The 21,671-nt window shown below is 29.7% G+C and carries 21 protein-coding genes; all 21 read right to left on the reverse strand.

What is annotated here, in order from left to right; all coding sequences use genetic code 11:
- Position 1: 1 nt before the first annotated feature.
- The 21 genes from wecB (FND99_RS10880) to FND99_RS10980 all read right to left on the reverse strand — a co-directional run bounded on the left by wecB (FND99_RS10880) (position 2) and on the right by FND99_RS10980 (position 21,664).
- Entirely contained in the window at positions 2–1,141 is a 1,140-nt protein-coding gene (gene wecB / locus FND99_RS10880) for a non-hydrolyzing UDP-N-acetylglucosamine 2-epimerase (protein ID WP_144338018.1), read from the reverse strand.
- A 31-nt stretch (positions 1,142–1,172) separates the two neighbouring features.
- Entirely contained in the window at positions 1,173–2,990 is a 1,818-nt protein-coding gene (locus tag FND99_RS10885; protein ID WP_144338019.1) for an acyltransferase family protein, read from the reverse strand.
- Positions 2,991–3,032: 42 nt separating this feature from the next.
- The gene (locus FND99_RS10890) at positions 3,033–4,151 is read right to left on the reverse strand and encodes a polysaccharide biosynthesis C-terminal domain-containing protein (RefSeq protein WP_144338020.1); all 1,119 of its coding nucleotides are present in this window, start codon (positions 4,149–4,151) and stop codon (positions 3,033–3,035) included.
- A gap of 9 nt (positions 4,152–4,160) precedes the next feature.
- The gene (locus FND99_RS10895) at positions 4,161–4,577 is read right to left on the reverse strand and encodes a WxcM-like domain-containing protein (RefSeq protein WP_144338021.1); all 417 of its coding nucleotides are present in this window, start codon (positions 4,575–4,577) and stop codon (positions 4,161–4,163) included.
- Between the two features lie 7 nt (positions 4,578–4,584).
- Positions 4,585–5,619 (reverse strand): polysaccharide biosynthesis protein, encoded by a 1,035-nt coding sequence (locus tag FND99_RS10900; RefSeq protein ID WP_144338022.1) that lies wholly within the window; start codon positions 5,617–5,619, stop codon positions 4,585–4,587.
- Positions 5,619–6,389 (reverse strand): AglZ/HisF2 family acetamidino modification protein, encoded by a 771-nt coding sequence (locus FND99_RS10905; RefSeq protein ID WP_144338023.1) that lies wholly within the window; start codon positions 6,387–6,389, stop codon positions 5,619–5,621. The genes FND99_RS10900 and FND99_RS10905 overlap by 1 nt, the downstream gene beginning before the upstream one ends.
- 2 nt (positions 6,390–6,391) lie before the next feature.
- Positions 6,392–7,006 carry an imidazole glycerol phosphate synthase subunit HisH gene (gene hisH, locus FND99_RS10910; protein ID WP_144338024.1) on the reverse strand — a complete coding sequence of 205 codons (615 nt, stop codon included), beginning with the start codon at positions 7,004–7,006 and terminating at the stop codon, positions 6,392–6,394.
- Positions 7,003–8,148 (reverse strand): N-acetyl sugar amidotransferase, encoded by a 1,146-nt coding sequence (locus tag FND99_RS10915; protein WP_144338025.1) that lies wholly within the window; start codon positions 8,146–8,148, stop codon positions 7,003–7,005. Before FND99_RS10915 ends, hisH begins: the two co-directional genes overlap by 4 nt.
- Positions 8,149–8,154: 6 nt before the next feature.
- Positions 8,155–9,375 carry a glycosyltransferase gene (locus FND99_RS10920; RefSeq protein WP_144338026.1) on the reverse strand — a complete coding sequence of 407 codons (1,221 nt, stop codon included), beginning with the start codon at positions 9,373–9,375 and terminating at the stop codon, positions 8,155–8,157.
- A gap of 3 nt (positions 9,376–9,378) precedes the next feature.
- Positions 9,379–10,563 (reverse strand): glycosyltransferase, encoded by a 1,185-nt coding sequence (locus tag FND99_RS10925; RefSeq protein WP_144338027.1) that lies wholly within the window; start codon positions 10,561–10,563, stop codon positions 9,379–9,381.
- On the reverse strand, positions 10,560–11,837 hold the full coding sequence (locus tag FND99_RS10930; protein ID WP_144338028.1) for an EpsG family protein: 1,278 nt from the start codon (positions 11,835–11,837) through the stop codon (positions 10,560–10,562). Before FND99_RS10930 ends, FND99_RS10925 begins: the two co-directional genes overlap by 4 nt.
- Positions 11,838–11,839: 2 nt before the next feature.
- Complete coding sequence (locus FND99_RS10935; RefSeq protein ID WP_144338029.1) at positions 11,840–12,934, reverse strand: glycosyltransferase family protein; 1,095 nt, start codon at positions 12,932–12,934, stop codon at positions 11,840–11,842.
- A gap of 130 nt (positions 12,935–13,064) precedes the next feature.
- Positions 13,065–14,126 (reverse strand): glycosyltransferase family protein, encoded by a 1,062-nt coding sequence (locus FND99_RS10940; protein WP_144338030.1) that lies wholly within the window; start codon positions 14,124–14,126, stop codon positions 13,065–13,067.
- Between the two features lie 3 nt (positions 14,127–14,129).
- Entirely contained in the window at positions 14,130–15,596 is a 1,467-nt protein-coding gene (locus FND99_RS10945) for an oligosaccharide flippase family protein (RefSeq protein WP_144338031.1), read from the reverse strand.
- Positions 15,596–16,702, reverse strand: coding sequence for a DegT/DnrJ/EryC1/StrS family aminotransferase (locus FND99_RS10950; RefSeq protein ID WP_144338032.1), 1,107 nt, complete (start codon positions 16,700–16,702; stop codon positions 15,596–15,598). Before FND99_RS10950 ends, FND99_RS10945 begins: the two co-directional genes overlap by 1 nt.
- Complete coding sequence (locus FND99_RS10955) at positions 16,699–17,250, reverse strand: acyltransferase (RefSeq protein WP_144338033.1); 552 nt, start codon at positions 17,248–17,250, stop codon at positions 16,699–16,701. The genes FND99_RS10950 and FND99_RS10955 overlap by 4 nt, the downstream gene beginning before the upstream one ends.
- The gene (locus FND99_RS10960) at positions 17,243–17,662 is read right to left on the reverse strand and encodes a sugar 3,4-ketoisomerase (protein ID WP_144338034.1); all 420 of its coding nucleotides are present in this window, start codon (positions 17,660–17,662) and stop codon (positions 17,243–17,245) included. Before FND99_RS10960 ends, FND99_RS10955 begins: the two co-directional genes overlap by 8 nt.
- Positions 17,652–18,059, reverse strand: coding sequence for a sugar 3,4-ketoisomerase (locus FND99_RS10965; RefSeq protein WP_170245701.1), 408 nt, complete (start codon positions 18,057–18,059; stop codon positions 17,652–17,654). The genes FND99_RS10960 and FND99_RS10965 overlap by 11 nt, the downstream gene beginning before the upstream one ends.
- 11 nt (positions 18,060–18,070) lie before the next feature.
- Positions 18,071–19,282: a UDP-N-acetyl-D-mannosamine dehydrogenase gene (gene wecC, locus FND99_RS10970; protein WP_144338035.1), complete on the reverse strand. Its 1,212-nt coding sequence runs from the start codon at positions 19,280–19,282 to the stop codon at positions 18,071–18,073.
- Between the two features lies 1 nt (position 19,283).
- A complete protein-coding gene (gene wecB, locus FND99_RS10975) occupies positions 19,284–20,408 on the reverse strand; it encodes a non-hydrolyzing UDP-N-acetylglucosamine 2-epimerase (protein WP_144338036.1) in 1,125 nt (374 codons plus the stop codon).
- 188 nt (positions 20,409–20,596) lie between these two features.
- The gene (locus FND99_RS10980) at positions 20,597–21,664 is read right to left on the reverse strand and encodes a Wzz/FepE/Etk N-terminal domain-containing protein (RefSeq protein ID WP_144338037.1); all 1,068 of its coding nucleotides are present in this window, start codon (positions 21,662–21,664) and stop codon (positions 20,597–20,599) included.
- Between the last annotated feature and the right edge of the window lie 7 nt (positions 21,665–21,671).

A 21,671-nucleotide genomic window follows, 5' to 3' on the forward strand; every position in this document is an offset into this window, starting at 1 on the left:
TTTAATTTATTTCACTCCAAACTACACGTTTCACATAATCCGTATAACTTAAAATAATACGAACCATTTTTTCAGAAACATTCGGCATTGAATAGTCAGCTACAGGTCTAAAATTTCTTTCTTTCCCCGTTTTTTGATATTGAAGTTGTACTAATCCTTGCAAAATTCGCTCCGGATTCAAACCTACCATCATAACAGAAGTTTCCTCCATAGCTTCAGGCCTTTCATGAGCATCTCTAATATTGAGAGCTCTAAAATTCAGTACTGAGGATTCTTCAGAAATTGTGCCCGAATCTGACAAAACAGCAAAAGATTTCATCTGCAAAGCGTTATAATCATTAAAACCTAGTGGTTTTAAAAATTGAACATTTTTATGCATCTGAATATTCTTTTTCTCAATCATATTTCTAGTTCGAGGATGCGTACTCACAATAATAGGATAATTATATTTTTCAGCGATAAGATTTAAACTATTCATCAAACCCTGAAAATTTTTCTCGCTATTGATATTCTCTTCTCTATGTGAAGAAACAACAAAAAACTTTCCTTCTTCTAACTCTAATCTTTGCAATACATTAGACGATTCAATAGAAGGTAAATAATGATTTAAAACCTCAAACATAGGCGACCCAGTTTTAATGATTCTATCTGCAGGCAAACCTTCCCTAAGTAAATATTCACGTGCTATATCACTATAAGTTAAGTTAACATCCGAAACATGGTCTACAATTTTTCGATTAGTTTCTTCAGGAACACGTTGATCGAAACAACGATTTCCAGCTTCCATATGAAAAATAGGAATATGTCGCTTTTTTGCAGGAATCGCACATAAACAACTATTCGTATCGCCTAAAACTAAAAAAGCATCCGGTTTTTCTGTCTCTAAAAGGGGATCAATTTTTATTAAAATCTGACCTACTGTCTCTGTGGCAGTAGCGCCAGCTGCATCTAAGAAAAAATTTGGTTTTCGAATACCTAAATCATCAAAAAATATTTGATTTAATTCGTAATCATAGTTTTGTCCAGTATGTACAATTATATGTTCTATCGCATCTGAGCTATCCAAAGCCGACATAACTCTAGAAAGGCGTATAATTTCTGGTCTTGTTCCAACCACGGTCATCACTTTTAATTTTTTCATTTTTATAACACTAATTAATAATTATATACAACTATCTTAATTGCAAAATAGTTGTAAGTCTTTTTTCTAATAGAACTGAATAAAATGACACTCCAAACTTAGTTAAATGATAAGTATCTTGGCTTATGAACTTACAATCAGGAGTAAAAACTAAAACTCTATTTTGAGTATCAGAAACAGGTTTTATTAAATCAATATATCTATTGCCCCATTCTTTTTTCATTGTGTCATTATACTCCAAGATATTTTTTTTCATATAAGTCCTATATTTTTTACAATCTTCGATTTTATTTCTTTTATTATAAAATATACCATTACTATTTCCAAAATCTTTTATTCCCACAATCCATATTTTATTGGAATCAATTTTATAGTCTAGTTTTAATTCTTGAAATAAATACTTAGTAAAAAGAAAATCATTTGCTATAAATATAAAATCTGCTTCCTGAAATCTATTGATCATTTCTCTATTAGGCTTCTTTCTATTATAGTCATAATAACTTATTTCGACCTTATTTTTAAAAGAAGATTCTAAAAGAATATTGGTAAAATCTCGTGCAAAACTGTTACCTATAACAAGAACTTTAATTTTATTATTTGTGACAAATGGCTTATCTAAATTCCTAATATCCTCATTATATTGTATATGAATGTTATTATTACTATCAAAGAAGTTAAATTTATTAATGTCATCAGATTTTTTTAGATTTAATTCAGGAACATCTTTGATTACGCCACCTATTGCATACACATAAAATGCTGAAATACTAGTAAAGGCAAAAAAGATTCCAACAAAAAATAGCAGTTTTTTGGTTCCAATTTTTTTTCTATCTCGAAATGTCTGTTCAATCAAATAATAGGTCAAAATTGACAAAACAATTACTAAAGAAGTTAAGACTACTGCCCATAAAACACTAATTTCTTCAATAAAAGTATAACGAGCGAAAGCAAAAATAATCTGATGCCACATATATAGACTAAAGCTTATTTTTCCAACTCCTAATAAAAATTTGTTGCATAAGATATTTTTGTAAAAATTATCTCTTTGAAAGTGTTGCTCTCCTAAAACAAGAATTCCAGCTGAAAAAATTGTAATCATTATTACTTTAACATCATTATTATCAGTGTTTTTAGATAATAATATAAACACTACAGCAAATAATAATATATATAAAAGAAATTTACTACCAGTTAAAAATCTATTCATTTTCGCTTTACCATTTTCAAAATAGATTGCACAGATACCCCCAAAAGAAAGCTCAAAAAATCTGTATTGAAGTAAATAAAACTTTGAAGAGTAATCATTAGTAATGAAAAAAAGTATTAATGAAATAAGTGTTAAAAATATCAATACAGGAAGGATAAACTTTCTCTTATTATTTTTAAAAACAAAAAATAAAATAGGATAAAGTAAATAAAACTGTTCTTCAATTCCTAAACTCCATGTATGCATTAATGGCTTATAATCATTTTTAACAGCCCAATAATCACTTGAAGTAATATACATTAGTATATTATTTGCAGAAAAATTGGACGCAAAAATTGATTGAGCCAAATTTTCCAAATCATCAGGTAACATAAAACAAATCCCCAGTATAAAAGCAACTAAAGTAGTAAATAGGACTAATGGAATAATACGTCTAATTCTTCTTTCATAAAATTTTAAAATTGAAAAGGTGTTTTCCTTAACCTCATTGTAAACAATACCAGTTATCAAGTAACCACTAATTACGAAGAAAACATCAACTCCTAAATACCCGTTTGGCAGAAAGCCTAAATGAAATAAAATAACCGAAATTACAGCTACCCCTCTAACTCCATCTATATCCACACGATATATTTTATGCATATTTTATACTTAAAAAAATTATTATTTTAAAATTATTTAAACTTAGACTTCAATAAAATAAGTATCAGGATCATTGGGATCATAAAACTCATTTATCCAAAAATTTGTATACAACACCTCTTCACCAATATTTTTTATGTTATGAGTATACCAAATAGGCATATCAACATAAGAAGGCTCATTACCATCAAGATAAAAATCCAAAACTTCATTTGTTCCTATTCGACGCAGTTGAATTAAAGCTTGTCCTTTTATAACAGCAAATCTTTCTATTTTCCTAGTATGAAAGTGATTACCTCGTGTTACACCTGGAACTGTTGTTGAGAATGAAACTTGTCCGCCTATTCCCAAACGAATAATTTCTACAAATGACCCTCTCGAATCAGTATGTTTAGTAAATTTTACTGGGAAATGATTTTTAATATCCATATAACAGCGAAACGTATTGAATAAATTCAGTTCAAACGTACTATTGATATTTGGAATGTTTCCTTTATCTTGATATTCTGATTTGTACATTTCTAAAAGTTTCAGAATTTGTGAAACTTTAGATTCTGAAGTATGCTTAACTAATACTTCATAACTTCCCTTTCCAGTTCTTATTTCAGAAAGTAAAGCATCAACTAACTCTCCAACATAAATCAGTTTTAAATCTCCATCCACATCAATTGTTGGGACTTCATTATGAGATAATTTATGACAAAATGTAGCAACAACCGAATTGTAATTTGGATGGCCAAAAGGTCCGAAGACGTTTGGAATAATCATCCCTGTAAACTTTCCTTTTGAGCTATTTTCCCATTCAATCATTAACTCTCTTCCCTTTTTCTTAGATTTACCGTAATGATTATCACGCTCTTCTTGTGTTGATGAAGAAAAAAGAACATGAGCTCTACTGTTTGTTATTCTAAGTGATTGAATTAATTTTTGAACCAAACCTAAATTTGTATCATAAATAACCTGAGGATCATTATGTCGATTCATTGCTGCCAAATGAACTATTACATCGCATTGAGATACAAAATCATTTAATTTAATTTCATCTTCAAAGTATTCTTTCTGAAAATCGATTCTATCAAATTCATCAGGAAATAAAGCTAATGTATTATACAAATGCGTTCCAACAAAACCTGCCTGTCCAGTAATTCCTATTTTTAACATTATTTGATTTTAAGTTTTGAAATAATCAATATCAAATCGATATTCATCTTTAATTTCTCCTAGCAGATAATCTGCCATTACTAATAATTTAGAGTCACTTTCTAAAGATTGAATACTACTTATATAACCTTTTGGTACATGAAGTACATTGAGCATTTCAGCATGAATAATAAATGTATAAACTTGTAGTTCTTTAGTCGGATTTTCCCAATTATCAATTTGAATAAGTTGAACTTTAAATGAGCCCAAAATAGCAGAAAACCATCTTTGTTCTATTTGATGTCCTTGCCAACCTCTAATAATTTGAATATCCTTATTTTCAATTATATAAATTCTTTTAACTAAAGAAGCATCAAAATCATTATTATACAATAAGGTTCCACGCTGATCAGAATGACAATTTCCAGTAATTAATTTTGGTTCCATATCTTATTTAACCAGGCATTTGAGCAACGTCCTCTCCAAAAACTTCTTTCCGAATGAGTGGCAGTGTTGATAAAAGTTTTTTCATTCCTTCGACTCCTTGCTGTTCTGTATTATGCGAATGATAATCTTCAATTAAAGAAACATCTTCTTCTCCTTCTGAAAAATATTGTGCATAATTCAGATCACGGTTATCTGCTGGTATACGATAAAAATCTCCCATATCTTCAGCTTTAACCATTTCTTCGCGGGTGCACAAGGTTTCATATAATTTTTCGCCATGACGAGTACCTATAATTTTTACTTCATTATCTGCATTACATAGCTCCTTAAGTGCTTGAGCTAAATCGCCAATAGTTCCTGCAGGGGCTTTATTGACAAACAAATCTCCCGGATTTCCATTCTCAAAAGCAAATAAAACTAATTCAACTGCTTCATCCAATGACATTAAAAAACGAGTCATATTTGGATCTGTAATTGTAATTGGCTTATTATCTTTAATTTGTTTTAAAAACAATGGTATTACTGATCCTCTGGAAGCCATAACATTACCATATCTTGTAAGACAAACGGTAGTTTCGGATAAATTTCTTGATGCAGCAACCGCCACTTTTTCCATCAAGGCTTTAGAAATTCCCATTGCATTAATAGGATATGCGGCCTTATCTGTGCTTAAACAAATTACTTTTTTCACCTTATTGATTCCTGCTGCATCAATAACATTCTGTGTACCAAAAACATTTGTTTTAGTTGCTTCTAACGGAAAAAACTCACATGAAGGGACTTGCTTCAAAGCAGCAGCATGAAATACATAATCGACGCCACGCATGGCTCTTTCTAAACTATTGTAATCTCTTACATCGCCAATGTAAAATTTAAGTTTATCATTATTTAATTGATTACGCATATCATCTTGTTTTTTCTCATCTCTAGAAAAAATTCGAATTTCACTAAAGTGATTTGTATGAAGAAAACGATTTAATACTGCATGTCCAAAAGAACCCGTTCCTCCAGTTATAAGAAGAGTTTTATTTTGTATTTTCATTATTTATTTATTTTGAAAATCTTATTTTTTTCAATTTGAGTAGGATAATTAATCAAAACTGCTTTATAAGGTCCTTTAAATACAAACAAACTACCTGCAGCAACACCTATAACACCATGCTTATCAATAACTTTCTCAATATCTTGTAGTGAGCCTGCTCCTCCCAGCACTGTCATCGGTAAAGTTATTTTTTCTCTAATTTTCTCTATTAGATCCATATCATATCCTTTCATTTGACCATCTTTATCAATGGAGTTAATTATAATTTCTCCAGCTCCTAATTTTTGCGCTTCTTCAACAAATTTAAACGGATTAATCCCTGTTGCTTTTTTTCCGTTGTGAGTATATACCTCATAACCTCCCAAAAGTTTCTTTTTAACATCAAGAACTACAATAACACTCTGCGCTCCAACTCGATCAGATATTTCTGTTATCAATTTTGGATTATGCAAAACTGCAGAACTAAGTGCTATTTTTTCTATCCCAAGGCTAAATATTCGTTGAGCTTGTTCAACTGTTTTTACCCCTCCTCCGTAACATAATGGCATCATTGATTGACTAGCCAGTCTTTCTATCAAACTGTAATTAGGTTCTTTTCCTAGTACAGTAGCATCAATATCAAATACAGCTAATTCATCTACTTCTTTTTCATTAAAAATTTTAACTGCATTAATAGGATCTCCTACATATTTAGGATTCTTAAAATTTACTGTTTTTACCAATCCATTATCGTGAACTAATAAACTTGGAATTACTCTTGGTCTTAACATCTTTAGAGTTTTGCGAAATTATGTAATAAAGTTTCGCCATAATGATGGCTCTTCTCAGGATGAAACTGAATTCCGTAAACATTTTCATGGTTTGCAGCACATGTAAATTTACCGCCATAATCAGACGTAGCCAGAATATCATTTGCATTATTACAATCAAAATAATAGGAGTGCAAAAAATAAAACAAAGCATCCTTCTCTAAGTCTTTGAATAGTAAATTTGGCATTGTTGGCTCTACATCATTCCACCCCATATGAGGCAATCTTGTAACTTGCTTAATTTTTGTTTCATCAAATTTTTTAACTGATGCATCAATCCATCCCAATCCCATTAATTTTCCCTCATCACTTGAATTACCCATCATTTGCATGCCAACACAAATACCAATAACTGGTATTTTTTTTACTGTTACCAGTTCATCTAATTTTTCACGCATTCCAGATTTAATTAATTCTGACATAGCATGATCAAAATGACCTACACCTGGTAAAATAATTTTTTTTGCATCATCAAGATCACTAGCATTTCTAGCAATTTTTGTAGGAACATTTACTCTTTTATAAACATTTACAAAAGCATTAATATTTCCCACTCCATAATCAACAATTGTTATCATCTAAATAAACGTTTTTCTAAACCTAAAACAGACATCGCTTTTGCCCCTAGCCTAATTAACTTTATCTTATTTTTATAATCATGAAAGGTTTTATTAGTTCCTTCAAAAATTTCTTGTAACTCATTTGAAGTTAAATCAAGTTTTTCAGCAACGTAATCAAATTCTTTTTTCAAAAATTCATCAGTTAATTCAGGTCTAGAAACTCTATCCATAGCTTCTTCTCTAGTCATTTGACCTGTAAGAATCAAACTAGAAAAATGAGCACGTCTTTTTTGAAAACCAAATTTTCTAGGAAGCCAATAATCTTCATAAAATCTTGTAAATCTAGATTCATGGTGTTTGTGCTGAAAAGGCTCCCATCCAAATTTTTCCACTAATAAATTCTCTACATCTTTTTTAACATAGGGAATTAAGTTAAGGGGTTTAAAAACCTGCATACCTAATACGTAGCGATAATAAATTTTATAACTCAAAATATCAACCAAAGGAAAGGTCTTTAAAGGACGTTTACCAAACTTTGAGTGAATATCTTTTACCAACATAGTATCTATACCAGGAAAACCACCCCATTCTTCAGGTTCTCTACAACATTCTGTTGAAAAATTTCCTCCCGTTAAAACATATTTGATTTTATTCTTTTTTGCAAATCGATATAAGCCAGAAAAGAAGGCATAATCTTGCGGTAAGTCCTGATCGGCTATTTGAGATTTTAAAAAAGCTACTTGCAAGTCTTTCATTTCTTCCCAATTAATAACATCAGTGTACAAATCCAAGCCTAAACCATTACAAAGTTTTTCGATATTTCCAACAGCTTTATCAGTATTCCAACCAGCATCTACATGAAACAACAAGGGTCTTAATCCCATAATTTCTTTTGCAACATAAGCAACATAAGAACTATCTAGTCCCCCACTTAGACCAATAATACAATCGAAATCCTTACCCTTTCCTTCTTTCTTTATCTTCTCAGCCATTATCATTAATTCTTCATGGCCTTTTTTATCTGTATGCCAGTTAGGAAGAATAACATTTTGAAAATTATGGTAATAATCCGAAACTCCATTTTCATCAAAAATTATGTTTGGATCTGAAGTATCCATAATTGTTTTTGCACATATTTGATACGGTCTTTCGTTTTTCATAATAAATTATTTATTTAGTATTTCGTTATAAAGATTAAAATATTCTTTAAACTTCACATTTTTGTCAAAATTAGATATTGCACTTTGTCTGCAGTTATTCTCATAAAAAATTTTCCCTTTATCCTTTATATATTCTATAGCGTTTAAAATTGCTCTAACGTCGCCTTTTTCCACAACTATTCCAGTGTTATCCGTTACAGATTCCACACTTCCACCAGTTTTGTATGTAATTACAGGAGTTCCACATGCTAAAGATTCTAAATTGGTTGTTGGAAAGGTATCCTCAAAAGTAGGATTTACAAATACATCTGCCGCAGAATAAAGATCTGCAAGTTGTGCTACATTTTCTGTTCTTTGAATACCTACAATACTTTGAGGCATTTCAGCTAATTGTTCTTTAGTCAATCCTACTAAAACTATTACAAATAAATTTAGATCTAATAGCCCGTTTAATTTAACAAATTCCTCTAAACCTTTTCTTCTATCCCAAGTGCTAGCAACACCTAAAATGATAAATTTATTCTTTAAATTATATTTATCATCAATAAAATTTCTTGCTTTTTTTACATAAAATGTTTCCAGGTCAATTCCATTTTGGATTACTTGACAACGAAATTTTTTTAAAAATGATTCTTTTACATTATCAGACAACCAATTTGAAACAGGAACAATTACCATATTATCTATCGAATTAAATATCCGATTTTTATCAATATAGTTTTTTTTAGAGCGATCAAAAATTAAACTCTTAGGATATTCATGTTTTTGTTCGCATTTATAACACCCCGTTTTCCATTTGTTACAGCCCACAAAATCGAAATAGGCACAGTGCCCTGTAAAAGCCCAACAATCATGAAATGTCCAAACAACAGGAATGTTACTGTCTCTAAGAAATTTAAACAGAATTTCAATATTAATAAAATAGCCATGAAGATGATGTAAATGAATGATATCAGGTTTGATCTCCTTTATTAATTTTACTAATTTTTTTGTCGCTGTCCTAGAACTAAAACAATGGTTATCAAAAATTCTTGTTTCTAAACCATGCCAATAAACATCAAATTTAGATCCTATTTTAATTACGTCAGATGTACTAGGATTGCTTTCTCTAGCATAAGTGACATAACTTGTCCAACCATTTTCAATGACAGTTTCACCGATTTGTTCTGCAATTCTTCCCACCGAACCTTTATTAGCTTCTATTGCAATTTGTAAAAGTACTGGCATATTTTAAATTTGGAAAAAATTTTTAACAATTTTTTTTTCATCAAGTAATTTCATAAAATCGAAATCATTGTTTTTTATTTGGTTATAAAATTTCTCATCATTAATTAAAATATCAATAGCTTTATTTAGAGCCATGATATTTTTATTCTCACTATCAGATTCCATCAGGTTGCTAGTTATAATTCCATTATTTGCAACGTAAATATCATTGAGCAAAAAATCGTAATTATTATCGCAATCTAATATTTCCCAAAGACCTAACGACGAATTTGTAGTTACAACAGGAGTTTTTAAAAAAATAGATTCAATTACAACACCTGGAAGACCTTCAGAAAAAGAACTAGATACTAAAATTGTACTTTTTTTGATATATTTATAAGGATTTGACTTAAACCCTAGAAAAAAAACATTTTCATACAAATCTAATTTTAAAACTAAATTTTTAAGATAGTTCTCGAAATTTTCTTCGCCACTACCAATAAAAATTAATTTTACATCGTCATCAATCTTTCTACATTTTTTTAATTCATAAAATGATTCTATTAATCTGTTGGGAGCTTTATTTGCATCGAATCGTCCCACATAAATAATTGATTTTCCATCAAATAAAAACTCTTCTTCATCGGGTAATTGTTCCTCCGATTTTACTCTAATTTCTTCAAAATCATGAACATTATAAACTACCCTTAGTTTTGCATCATTAATAGAAAATTTATTTGAAATCGAGTTTTTAATTTCCTTACTTACACAAAAAAAAGCATTCAGTTTAGAATATAGAAATTTATATGACAAAAACTGAAAATAAAAACTAATTTTCCCTTCAGATTTAGATTGATAATATGGCGCATGAAAAATACCTATTTTTTTCTCTGAGCCAAAACTTAAAAGGTTTATAGTTGTTCCTGCTTCTTGCGTTGTAATAGATATATCTGGTTTTATAAGAGATTTTATTTTGTATAACTTGTAGACTTTTTTTAGATTGTAAATTTGACGAACAGCAAAATTACCCGATCTACATTCTTTTATATTATATAAATTCTCAAATCTATAGAAATCTTTTTCAGATGATTTCAAATTTACGACATGCAATTCAACTTCATTTATATTAGAGAGTGCCTTATACAGGTTGTATGAAACTTTTTCTATCGTTCCAACTTCAATGGATGTCAAAATTAATACTATTTTCATTTTAGCAGAACGTTTACCAGAGGCGTTGGTTCAGAAACAAATGAACTCGTAATAAAATTTCCAACAAAAATAAAAACACTTTGGAAATCAATAAATTCTCTTAACTTTTGAACGATAATAATACTAAGAAACGGCAATAAAATTAATTTTAAAGTATTAAAATAAGGCAACTTCATTAGTTGATTTAAATTTATAAAGAAAAAAAACATTGATAATATTAAAAATATTGTTAAAAATCTACCAAATGAAGGTATTATCGCAGACATATTTATCCATAACACATTAAACAACAAAAATTTATAAAATAGCAAAAAACTTTCATTTCTAATAATCTCTTTTTTGTAGGAAAAAAACATATAGCAAATAATTAAGAAAGGAACAAAAGATTGAGAAAACTGCGAAGCTAAAATAAAAAGACTGGTGTCCTTATTTTCCTCAGCAACCAATGCTACAGTATTGGGATCTGTATAAAAATCAAGTTTATATTTTACAAATTCCGGAAAAAAATCAGTTACAGTATTTAGCAATGAAGGTGGTAGTCCCTTAAATAAAAAACTAACAATAAATAATACAAAAAAGTAATTAATATTAATTTTAGAAACAAATTGATAAATGATAAAGAAAACAATTGGTATAGTAAATGAAACATGAACTAAACAGGAGCACAAAATCAATATAAATCCTTTAGGTTTGTTTTTAAAATAGAACATAATGACTCCTAATAAAAAAACGTTAAGCCCGGTCCACATCCTGACACCATTAATGTTCCATAACGGATTTAACAAAACAAATGTTAATAAAAGATAAGAAGCAAATCCAGCTAATTTCACAGCACTTATATCGATCATTAACCAAATAATTTTACCTAAAAAAAAGCTAAATACTAAACCAAAAACAGCAAATAAAACATGTGGATCATCTGTAAAAGCTGAAACACACCAAGTAACTAATGGCTGGTATATATCACTCTGCAACGTATCTACACTATAAAACCCATTTACCAACTCTTTAAAGGAAATTGGATTAATATGATAGTTTTGCAGTTCCATTGCATAAAACTCGGAATCTGACGGTAAATTAACTTTTGAACTAGGTATTATGAATGTAAATCCAAAATATAGACCAAACAGGACGAACAAGTATTTTGCCCATTTCTTTCGATACAAAACAAAAGATATAACTAAAGACGAAAATGGCAATATCAGATATAAAACTAATGATATGCCAAACTCCTTTAGCGATTTTTTAGAATATACTGTAAAACTTTCAGACATTATTAAATTTCGAGAAATTTATTGACCACATTAACAATATTATATCTTTCTAAGTCATGAACTTTAAATTCATCATGATAAATTCCATTCAAGAAATCGTTAAACTTCTTTTTATCAATATTTTTCATACTTACAGATAAAATAGGACGCCCTGACAAAGAATAATCAATTAATTTACTTGGTGTTTGATTTTCAGATTCATTCTCAATATTTAGTAAGAAATCTACAAGACTCATTTTCTTAAGAAGCTCGATTCTTGGTATTGATGAATTGATAATCAATTTTTCACCTAGGATTTCTTTATAATCTTTTATTAAACTGTCTTCAGATGTATATATGATAAATCTAAAATTTGATTTAATTTGAGTCAAATAATCCAAAAATGGTCTTGGATCTCTAGAGCCTTTATAAAAAATTCCTGCATAAAGAAAAGTAGGAATATTATTTTTATTATAAAGTTCTTTTTCTAAGGTAGAAAAATCAAATCCTTGTGGAATAATTTCAATTTTTTCATGAAATTCTTTATAATAAGCTTTTCTTCCAATTTCGACAGGGATAGTGATTTTATCTGCCATTCTGCAGAACAAATTTTCTAAAAACTTAAAATAAAAAGGAGGATTAATAATTGGATTTCCCATAAAAGGATCTCCACAATCAGCAATCCATCTATCAGGAAAATTTTCAATCTTTGACTTCTTTGCAATAGCCACTCCCCAATGAATTGGAAAAGGATAAGCAATTGAAATCATTAAATCAATTTTATTAGTATTACTCTTAAGAATCTTTTTTACTTTAAAAAGAAGTTCGATATTAGGATATTGTAATAAATGATATAAGTATTTGTTTAAAATACGTTTTACTAAAGAAAGATGATTAAAAATTCGCCAATCTAAAAAGTTGTGTACAGTTCCTACATTAACACTTTCGACATTAGAAAATTCTTTTTTAAACAATTCGAAATTATCTTTACTAAGACTGCAGACAACTTTAACTTTAAATCCTCGTTTGACAAATTCTTTTACAAGTTCGCTTGCACGAAAAGATCTGGGACTCTGAATGGGATAAATATCCTTGCAGATTATAAGTATGTTCTTCAAGGTTTGATTAATTAAACTAAAAATAAAATTCTTGAAACTAAAGCAATATTACCTTCAATTTTTATTAATAAATAATGTTAAGACTTAAATTATTATATTTTTATTTAAAATGTTTAAACAAAAATTAAAACTATAGATGATGATTCCACAAAACTCTATACTCTTTTATTAATTTTTCGGTTACCTTTTTCACATCATGTATTTCCTCTACAAACAAACGAGAAGAAACTCCAATCTCCTGTAATTTCTCATATGAAAAACTAATTGTATTTTTTAAAACATCATAAATAGAGTCAGGATCAGCCGATATTATTGGCATATTAAAACCATAATCAACCTCTTTAAAATAACTATCTCTTATAAAACAGATAACAGGTCTTCCAATTGCCATTGCTTCAATACTTGCAGTACCATACCAACCTGCTAAAATCTGATCAATAAATATATCGCATTTTAAATATCTATTTTTTAACTCCAAATGAGTTACACCTTCAACCAAGTCAATTTCTAAAGGATATCCTTCTTCAATCAATTTATTTAAAGCTTCTAGGATATAATCAGAGCCCTTAAAACCTCTATGTGTCGGAGCATGCATAATTCTTAACTTATCTTTCTTCTCAAGAGGACTAAAGTTAAAATCAGAAATATCAATTGCTAGTGGTAAAACTGTTGATTTATTGACAAATTCAGAATATAGTGGGGCGCATACAAATTTTTTATCAATATATCCAGACTCCCTTTTTAATCTTTTTGTAATTATTTTATCATTGTTTAATCCATCTTGTTTTAAAGGAAAGCGTCCAAAACTATTTGTCCATTTATACTTTTTAATGGAATACTCATATAATTGGCAATCGGTTCCTAAATATTCCATTATTACTTTTTTACCAAACAGCTTATACAATGGTAAATCTAATTGATAAGGGAATAAACTTGTCCCATAATAAAAATGAAATGTATTAAAGTAGAAAAAACATTTTATTCGTTTAATATAATTTAAAGAATGTCTTACCACTTTTGTAATAAAATTTCCACCAAATAATAATTGCAAATCAGCTTGTCTTTTGAAGCTATCTGGATAAACAATAGACAATGACTCAATTCCTTGATTCCTTAATTCACGAGAAAAAAAACCAGCTTGAGTTCCATAATTAACTAGTCCATGAAAAACTTTTATCTTCTTTTCTTTCATAAACTATGATTTACGAATTAGAGACTTTAAATTAAACAATTTATCTAACTCTATTAAGGAAAATCCAATTGAAAACAGACAACCTAATGTTCCGAAAAAATATGAATAAGGTGCAGTCACATAACGATTGATAAGAAAACAACATAGCCCTATTATAAATTGTTGAACTAAAATTTTAAGAAATTTTGTCTGTAGTATAAAATCATACTTTTTTTTGCACACAAAAAAAACCTGAATAAAGTAAAAAAAGTACATTAGCAAAAAGGAAATACCTAGCCCTTCTAAACCATAAAGATAATACCCCAAAATATTAAAAAATAAACCATATCCTATAACGCTCAATTCATTTAAAAAAAAAAGCTTTGAATCAGATTTAGCTAAGAAAATATAAGAGATTGACCATGAAGATGCTTTAAAATACATACCTAAAGAAGCCCAAGCAATCATTGAAGTAACAGGCAAAAACTTAGTTGAATACAATAATAGTACTGCCCATCCGCTAAAAGTCATAAAAATTGCGAGAACCGGACCTAAAAGTAATAAACCTATTTCTCCTTGTTGATTAATTAATTTATTGGTTTCAATTTTATCATGACTTACCCCTGAAAGTCTTGGATAATAATCAGTTCCCATTGCCGAGAAAATCATACCAACATAAGTTCCTATAATAGCAAAACCCGCATTATAAAGACCTACATCAACTACAGTTCCTGTATTACTTATGTATATTCGCAACAAATAAGATCCTCCTGTGGTCAGCAAAGCGCTTAAACTTAGTAAAAAACCCATTTTTAGCATGATTTTTCCACTCTGCCATGTTTTCTCCTTGCTTATTGACACTTTAGCTATTTTAATCTTATCAACAAAATACCATGTTAACAACATTAACACAAGAGATGATATAATAATTACAGGTACAACTCCTTTAACTCCAAAAAAATAATAAATCGGTACAACAAGAAATAAACCTAAAACAGACCCATAAATTGATGATAATGATAAGTACTTCAATTTACGCATACCTTGCAAAACAGCATCTTGGCCTGCAGTTAATTGATTAAATAGTAAAATTACACAGATCCATCTGAAACCGTTGGTATATTCACTATTCCCAAACGTTATTTGGCTTAACCATGGTGCTAGCAAGAAAGTAATTATCATTCCAAGTAGTCCAGTAATCCAAACTAACCGCTTCAAAATAGTAACCTCAACCGCAATTTGCTGTTCATTTCCTAAACTATATGACGCTGCAATATTTTTAACAGCACTTGTCCTTAAACCGAAATTTGTTAAACTACCTATTAAATCAGTGGTAGAAGTTAATAACCCGACAATACCCATTCCTGCAGGACCTAAAAAGATAGCTACTAATTTTGAACGCACAATGCTAACTAGTATACCAATAAACTGAGTTCCACCAAAAATAGATGTAGCTTTAATAATTTCCTTATAAGAATTTTTTTCAGACATTAAATATTGAAATCATTTAGAGTTTCACAGATATAAACAATGTCTTCTTTACTTATTACCGGGCTTATTGGCAAGCTCAAAACTTCTTCATGAATTAATTCTGTGATTGGTAATGTTAGGTTATCAAATATTTTGGAATAACATTGTTGTTTATGTAATGGGATTGGATAATGGATTAACGTTTGTATTCCTTTCTCAAGTAGAAATTTTTGCAGTTTTTCACGTTGTGTAGTTCGAATAACAAAAAGATGCCATACATGTTCATTTAATAAATCATTTTTAGGCAGGATAATTAATTCGTTTTTTATATTTTGAATATAATATTTTGCAATTTCCTGACGCAAAGAATTTTCATTATCAATGTAACGTAATTTAACTTCCAAAAAAGCAGCTTGAATTTCATCCATCCTACTATTAAGTCCTTGGTATTGATTAACATATTTGGTTGGAGAACCATAATTAGCTAACGTCCGAATTGTTGTTGCTAAAACATCATCTTTACATACTACTGCACCAGAATCCCCTAAAGCACCGAGATTCTTACCCGGATAAAAACTAAAACCTGATGCATCACCCAAATTTCCCGTTCTAATACCTTTCCAAGTGGCACCAATCGCCTGTGCATTGTCTTCAATAATTTTTAAATCATATTTTTTTGATAACACTTCTACATCTTCACTCCAACAAACTTTACCATAAAGATGGACTAGCATGATCGCTTTTGTTTTTGCTGTAATCTTGTTTTCAATTAAATTCAAATCTAAGTTAAATGTATCTAAATTAGGTTCTACCAAAACTGGCACAAGCTTATTATCAGTTATAGCTAAAACTGACGCTATATAAGTATTGGCTGGGACTATTACTTCATCTCCTTCTTTCATAAATCCTAACTCAATGTAAGCTTTGAAAATAAGGCGTAAAGCATCTAAACCATTTGCTACTGCCACTGCGTTTCCACCTCCTTGAAATTCTTGCAAAGAAGTTTCAAACTCTTTTACCCTTTCTCCTAATAAATACCAACCACTATCAATAACTTCAGAAGCAACTAGCTTTAATTCAGCAGAATACTGAGCATTTATCTTTTGTAAATCTAAAAATTTAATCATTTTTTTATAGGTTTATATCCTTTTAAATAATATTCTTCTCCGGTTTTTTTATCTTTTAGATCTAAATCTAAAAGACATAAATCATCTGTAATGTAACCTTTATGTTCGGCTGGATTTCCGTACCAAACCGTATATGGCAGTATATTTTTAGTTACAACACTCCCAGCTCCTATGAATGATTTTTCTCCAACTTCTAAACCTGCAATAACTGTTGAATTTGCTCCAATAGAACAGCCTGCTTTTATTACAGTTTTTTTAAACTCCTTTGGATAAACTTTAGATCGAGGTACAAAATCATTGGTAAATGTGACATTAGGGCCTATAAAAACATTATCCTCTAATCTTACGCCATCCCATATCTGAACACCAGACTTTATTGTAACATTATTACCTATTATAACATCGTTTTCAATAAAACAATTACAATTTATATTACAATTTTCTCCAATTATAGCGTTTTGTAAAATAACTGTAAATTGCCAGACATATGTATCTTTACCAATTCTTTCCGATTTGACATCAGATAACGGATGAATTTTATTAAGCATTTATAAAATTTAAATAATCATCATATTTTCTGACATAATCTTCTTCAAAATATCTATGTGAAGCTAAAACTAAACAAATAGAACCGCTTGAAAAGTTAATTTCAGAAGCCCAAATACCTGGTGGTATATGCAAACCTAAGTCTGGTCTATTTAGTAAAACCTGTCTTTTGGTTAATCCATCATCCAACAAAACCTCAAAACTTCCGCTGACAGCAACTAAAAATTGATGGCATTCTTTATGAGAATGCGCACCTCTTGATTCACCACCAGGTATATCGTACAAGTAGAAAATTCGCTCTACTGCAAAAGGAATCTCTAAATTATTGTTAATAGCAGTAATATGCCCTGTCCTATCTCCAATACGATTCAAATGTAAAAGATTACATTCAAAAACAGTCCTTCTATTGTTCATCTGTTATTCTTTTAAATTCTTGAAAATCTCTTATATAATCTTCCTTAAAAAAAGATTCACTGGAAATATGTAAAGCTAGAGCATTTGTAGAGAAATTCTCGATATGCCTCCATGTTTTAGCCGGCAAATATAGCCCATAATAGCTCCTATTTAATGATATTTTTTCTTGTATACCTTCATTGGATGTAATGACAACGTCAAAACTTCCACTTAATGCTACTATAATTTCTTCTTGTTTATAATAAGCATGCCCTCCTCTAATTTCACCACCAGGCACATCGTATGTCCAAAAAGTTCTTTCAATTTTAAAAGGAATCTGATCAGAATGCTGCAAAAATGTTAAATTACCTCTTGGGTCTTGTATTTTAGGAAAATTTATAATTTTATGTTTCATCATAACTCAGTGTATTAGCGCAAATTTGAAACTCCACAAAAATCAAGTACAATTTTTGATTCTTCGATATCTAAATTTTTAAATTCATTATGGGCTACTAAAAAAACTATTATATCAGCTTTTTGAGCAGCTTCTTTATAATTTGTTAATTTAAAAACTTTATGATCTGTAATATTTGGCTCAACGATAAAACAAAAATCATCATGCGAATCTTGTAATATTTTTTGGGCAATATATTTTGCTGGAGATTCTCTTAAATCATCAATATTTGGTTTGAATGCAAGTCCCATAATAGCAACACTTGCTTTTTTTCCATGTTTTAGTTGAAACTCTAGTTTAGCAGTTTTTACCTTCTCTGCACACCAAAAAGATTTATAGTTATTGATTTCTCTTGCTTTACCAATTATTTGAGATTCCAATGGATAATCTGCAACTATAAAATAAGGATCAACTGCAATGCAATGTCCTCCTACTCCACAACCAGGCTGCAAAATATTTACACGTGGATGTTTATTTGCTAACCGAATAAGTTCCCAAACATTGATATCTGCCTTATCACAAATAAGAGATAATTCATTAGCAAACGCAATTTGTACATCTCTTGACGAATTTTCAGTCAACTTACACATCTCTGCCGTTCTAGCATTTGTTTGGTGCAAATCTCCTTTTACAAATTGACTATAGAAAGCAATGGCTTTTTGTGTTGAAACGTTATCAACTCCACCAATAACTCTATCATTATGCACTAATTCATGCATCACATTACCGGGTAAAACTCTTTCTGGACAATATGCTATAAAAAGTTTACCTTCTAGATCTGGACGATTAGCATAAATTAAAGTCATCATTTTCTCAGTAGTTCCAATAGGAGAAGTTGATTCAATAATATACAAATCTCCCTCTTTTAATAATGGAATAATTGATTTTGTTGCTGATTCAACAAATGATATATCTGGTTCATTTTTCGCTTTAAAAGGCGTTGGCACTACCACTATATATGTATCAGCCAAAATTGGAGTTGTTGATGCTTTTAAAAAGCCCCTTGATACTGCTTTAGCAACAGCCTCGTCTAAACTTGGTTCTACGATATGAATTTTTCCTTCATTAATAGTATCTACTACTGCAGGATTTATATCTACACCGTGAACTTGAATATTATTATTTGCAATTAAAGCGGCAGTTGGCAAACCAATATACCCCAAGCCAATCATTACTACATTATTCATATTATTTATTTAATGACATTATATGTTCTACTATACGTTTACAGGCGTTTCCATCACCATACGGATTATGCAATGAAGATCTTTTTTTATATAGAATTTCATCATCTAATAATTTCTGACACTCCTGTACGATTTTGTTTTTATCAGTTCCTACTAAAATTACTGTTCCGGCCTCAACAGCTTCAGGTCTTTCAGTCGTGTTACGCATTACCAAAACTGGTTTTCCTAAACTAGGAGCTTCTTCCTGAACCCCACCACTATCTGTTATTATTAAATAAGATTTATTCATAAGCCAGACAAATGCAGGATATGCCAAAGGCTCAATAAGTTTAACATTTTTAATATCTCCTAAAATTTTAAATACTGGCTCTTTAACATTTGGATTTAAATGGACGGGATATACGAATAAAACGTTAGAGTTTTTTTGAGCAATTTCTTTTATTGCCTCACAAATATTTATAAATCCATCTCCATGATTCTCTCTTCTATGGCCGGTAATTAAAATAATTTTTTTGTTAAAATCCAATATTTCTTCAAGAAACTCGATTTCATTATTTTTAATTGTTTTGACACGAATTGTACTATCTAATAACGCATCAATTACAGTATTTCCGGTAATTATCACACTTTCATCTAAAATATTTTCCTTTAATAAATTTTCCTTAGACGTTAATGTAGGCGCAAAATGCAAATCAGATATTCTTCCTGTAATTTGTCTATTCATTTCTTCAGGAAAAGGAGAAAATTTATTATTTGTACGTAAACCAGCTTCTATATGACAAACCTTTGCCTGAGAATAAAATGCAGCAATACTCGCTGCCATTGTAGTAGTCGTATCTCCGTGAACGAATACATAATCCGGATTAAAATCTTCCAAAATAGGTTTTAATCTTATAATAATTTCTGAGGTCAATGAATATAAATTTTGATTTGGTTTCATCAAATCTAAATCATAATCTGGTATAATTTCAAAAAAGTCCAACACTTGATCCAACATTTCCCGATGTTGTGCAGTTACACAAACTCTCGTTTCAAAAAATTGACCCTTATTATTAAATTCCTTAACCAAGGGCGCCATTTTTATTGCTTCTGGTCGTGTTCCAAATATTATTAAATTTCTAATCATTAGTCTTTTTTATTTCTATCTCCATTTATTCTATCCTCATTAAATTTGTACTTATATTTCTTTACTCTTTTAATTAATACGATTTTAATATGAAAAAATCATTAATTAACAATGAAATTATTTTATAGATTTTAATTAAAAATCAAACTACAAAGATTAGAATAGATTCATAAATTAAAATTATCAATCTACAAAAGTCCTTTAATTAAACTTTTTAAAGTGAGAACTAAAACAGTAATCAAACCTGCTAAGAATCCACCTAAAATAACTCCTTTTATTTTTCCAAAACCTTCTTTGTTAAGTGGCAAAATTGGTTTGTCAATAACTTGGATTAAAGGTGTTTCTTTCCGTAATGTAACTTTAGCTAATTCAGATTGTTTCACAAGTTCTGTCAGAATAGCTGTGTTTGCCTGAACATCTACTTGTCGCCTCACTGAGGGAGTTCTTCTAATATTTAAAGCAGGATTTAAATTAAAAGTATTGTCATTGGCCACAGCCACTCCAGTTATAGCACCATTTAATTCTCCGCGTATAGAATCAACCTGCCGCTCAAGAATAGCCATATTCATCCTAGCTTTTTTGCTTTTTGTTTCAACATAAAATTTGCCTACTTGTCTAGCTAACGCTTCACAGAAAAATTTTGCGAATAATTCATTCGTTGAAGAAACATCCATAGTAATTATAGATATTTTTTTATCTTTCTGTGCAACTGACAAACCAGAAGTTGATAAATTTTCATAAATCAATCCCATAATGCTATCCTGATCTCTAGTAAAGTACTTGCGATTAGCGTTAGGCAAAAATTTAATTGAAGAAAATTTAGGCTTATCAATCCATTTTTTTCTCCATTTATTATTATCAATATACATTTCTGCTAAAGAAATTATTTTACCGTTTACATTTACTGGCGTTAACAATGTCTTTTCTACCATTGATCTTGATTTAAATAATTCAGCCAGATTAGAGCCTGTAAAGATCCCGCCTCCACTTCCACCTAAGTCTAAACCAAATGAACTGGCTAAACCTAGTGCCCCACCTAAGCCTCCTCCTCCTTTTTCATCTTCAAGGGCAAAAGTTAAAGTAGCTATATAAACAGGCTTCTTAATAAATGAATAGCTTAAACCTAATATTGCTCCAATCATTCCAGCCAAAAAAATAATTTTCCATTTCGAAAGTAAATATATGTACCATTCTTTTAGCTTTTGAATTAATTCTTTTAACGAAATTTCATCGTTATCGATTGGTATATTCTTCATGAAATTA

Source organism: Flavobacterium daemonense (assembly GCF_007341385.1).
GTDB lineage: Bacteria > Bacteroidota > Bacteroidia > Flavobacteriales > Flavobacteriaceae > Flavobacterium > Flavobacterium daemonense.

What these genes read in the sequence shown, in the direction of transcription:
- FND99_RS10915 (WP_144338025.1), bottom strand. Translation starts at nt 8,148, where the DNA reads ATGAAAAACGAAAGACCGTATCAAATATGTGCAAAAACAATTATGGAT.
- FND99_RS10980 (WP_144338037.1), bottom strand. Translation starts at nt 21,664, where the DNA reads ATGAAGAATATACCAATCGATAACGATGAAATTTCGTTAAAAGAATTA.
- FND99_RS10940 (WP_144338030.1), bottom strand. Translation starts at nt 14,126, where the DNA reads ATGAAAGAAAAGAAGATAAAAGTTTTTCATGGACTAGTTAATTATGGA.
- FND99_RS10895 (WP_144338021.1), bottom strand. Translation starts at nt 4,577, where the DNA reads ATGGAACCAAAATTAATTACTGGAAATTGTCATTCTGATCAGCGTGGA.
- FND99_RS10890 (WP_144338020.1), bottom strand. Translation starts at nt 4,151, where the DNA reads ATGTTAAAAATAGGAATTACTGGACAGGCAGGTTTTGTTGGAACGCAT.
- FND99_RS10945 (WP_144338031.1), bottom strand. Translation starts at nt 15,596, where the DNA reads ATGTCTGAAAAAAATTCTTATAAGGAAATTATTAAAGCTACATCTATT.
- FND99_RS10905 (WP_144338023.1), bottom strand. Translation starts at nt 6,389, where the DNA reads ATGTTAAGACCAAGAGTAATTCCAAGTTTATTAGTTCACGATAATGGA.
- FND99_RS10920 (WP_144338026.1), bottom strand. Translation starts at nt 9,375, where the DNA reads ATGCCAGTACTTTTACAAATTGCAATAGAAGCTAATAAAGGTTCGGTG.
- FND99_RS10950 (WP_144338032.1), bottom strand. Translation starts at nt 16,702, where the DNA reads ATGATTAAATTTTTAGATTTACAAAAGATAAATGCTCAGTATTCTGCT.
- FND99_RS10960 (WP_144338034.1), bottom strand. Translation starts at nt 17,662, where the DNA reads ATGAACAATAGAAGGACTGTTTTTGAATGTAATCTTTTACATTTGAAT.
- FND99_RS10955 (WP_144338033.1), bottom strand. Translation starts at nt 17,250, where the DNA reads ATGCTTAATAAAATTCATCCGTTATCTGATGTCAAATCGGAAAGAATT.
- wecB (WP_144338036.1), bottom strand. Translation starts at nt 20,408, where the DNA reads ATGATTAGAAATTTAATAATATTTGGAACACGACCAGAAGCAATAAAA.
- FND99_RS10900 (WP_144338022.1), bottom strand. Translation starts at nt 5,619, where the DNA reads ATGAAAATACAAAATAAAACTCTTCTTATAACTGGAGGAACGGGTTCT.
- hisH (WP_144338024.1), bottom strand. Translation starts at nt 7,006, where the DNA reads ATGATAACAATTGTTGATTATGGAGTGGGAAATATTAATGCTTTTGTA.
- FND99_RS10965 (WP_170245701.1), bottom strand. Translation starts at nt 18,059, where the DNA reads ATGATGAAACATAAAATTATAAATTTTCCTAAAATACAAGACCCAAGA.
- wecB (WP_144338018.1), bottom strand. Translation starts at nt 1,141, where the DNA reads ATGAAAAAATTAAAAGTGATGACCGTGGTTGGAACAAGACCAGAAATT.
- FND99_RS10930 (WP_144338028.1), bottom strand. Translation starts at nt 11,837, where the DNA reads ATGTCTGAAAGTTTTACAGTATATTCTAAAAAATCGCTAAAGGAGTTT.
- FND99_RS10885 (WP_144338019.1), bottom strand. Translation starts at nt 2,990, where the DNA reads ATGCATAAAATATATCGTGTGGATATAGATGGAGTTAGAGGGGTAGCT.
- FND99_RS10925 (WP_144338027.1), bottom strand. Translation starts at nt 10,563, where the DNA reads ATGAAAATAGTATTAATTTTGACATCCATTGAAGTTGGAACGATAGAA.
- wecC (WP_144338035.1), bottom strand. Translation starts at nt 19,282, where the DNA reads ATGAATAATGTAGTAATGATTGGCTTGGGGTATATTGGTTTGCCAACT.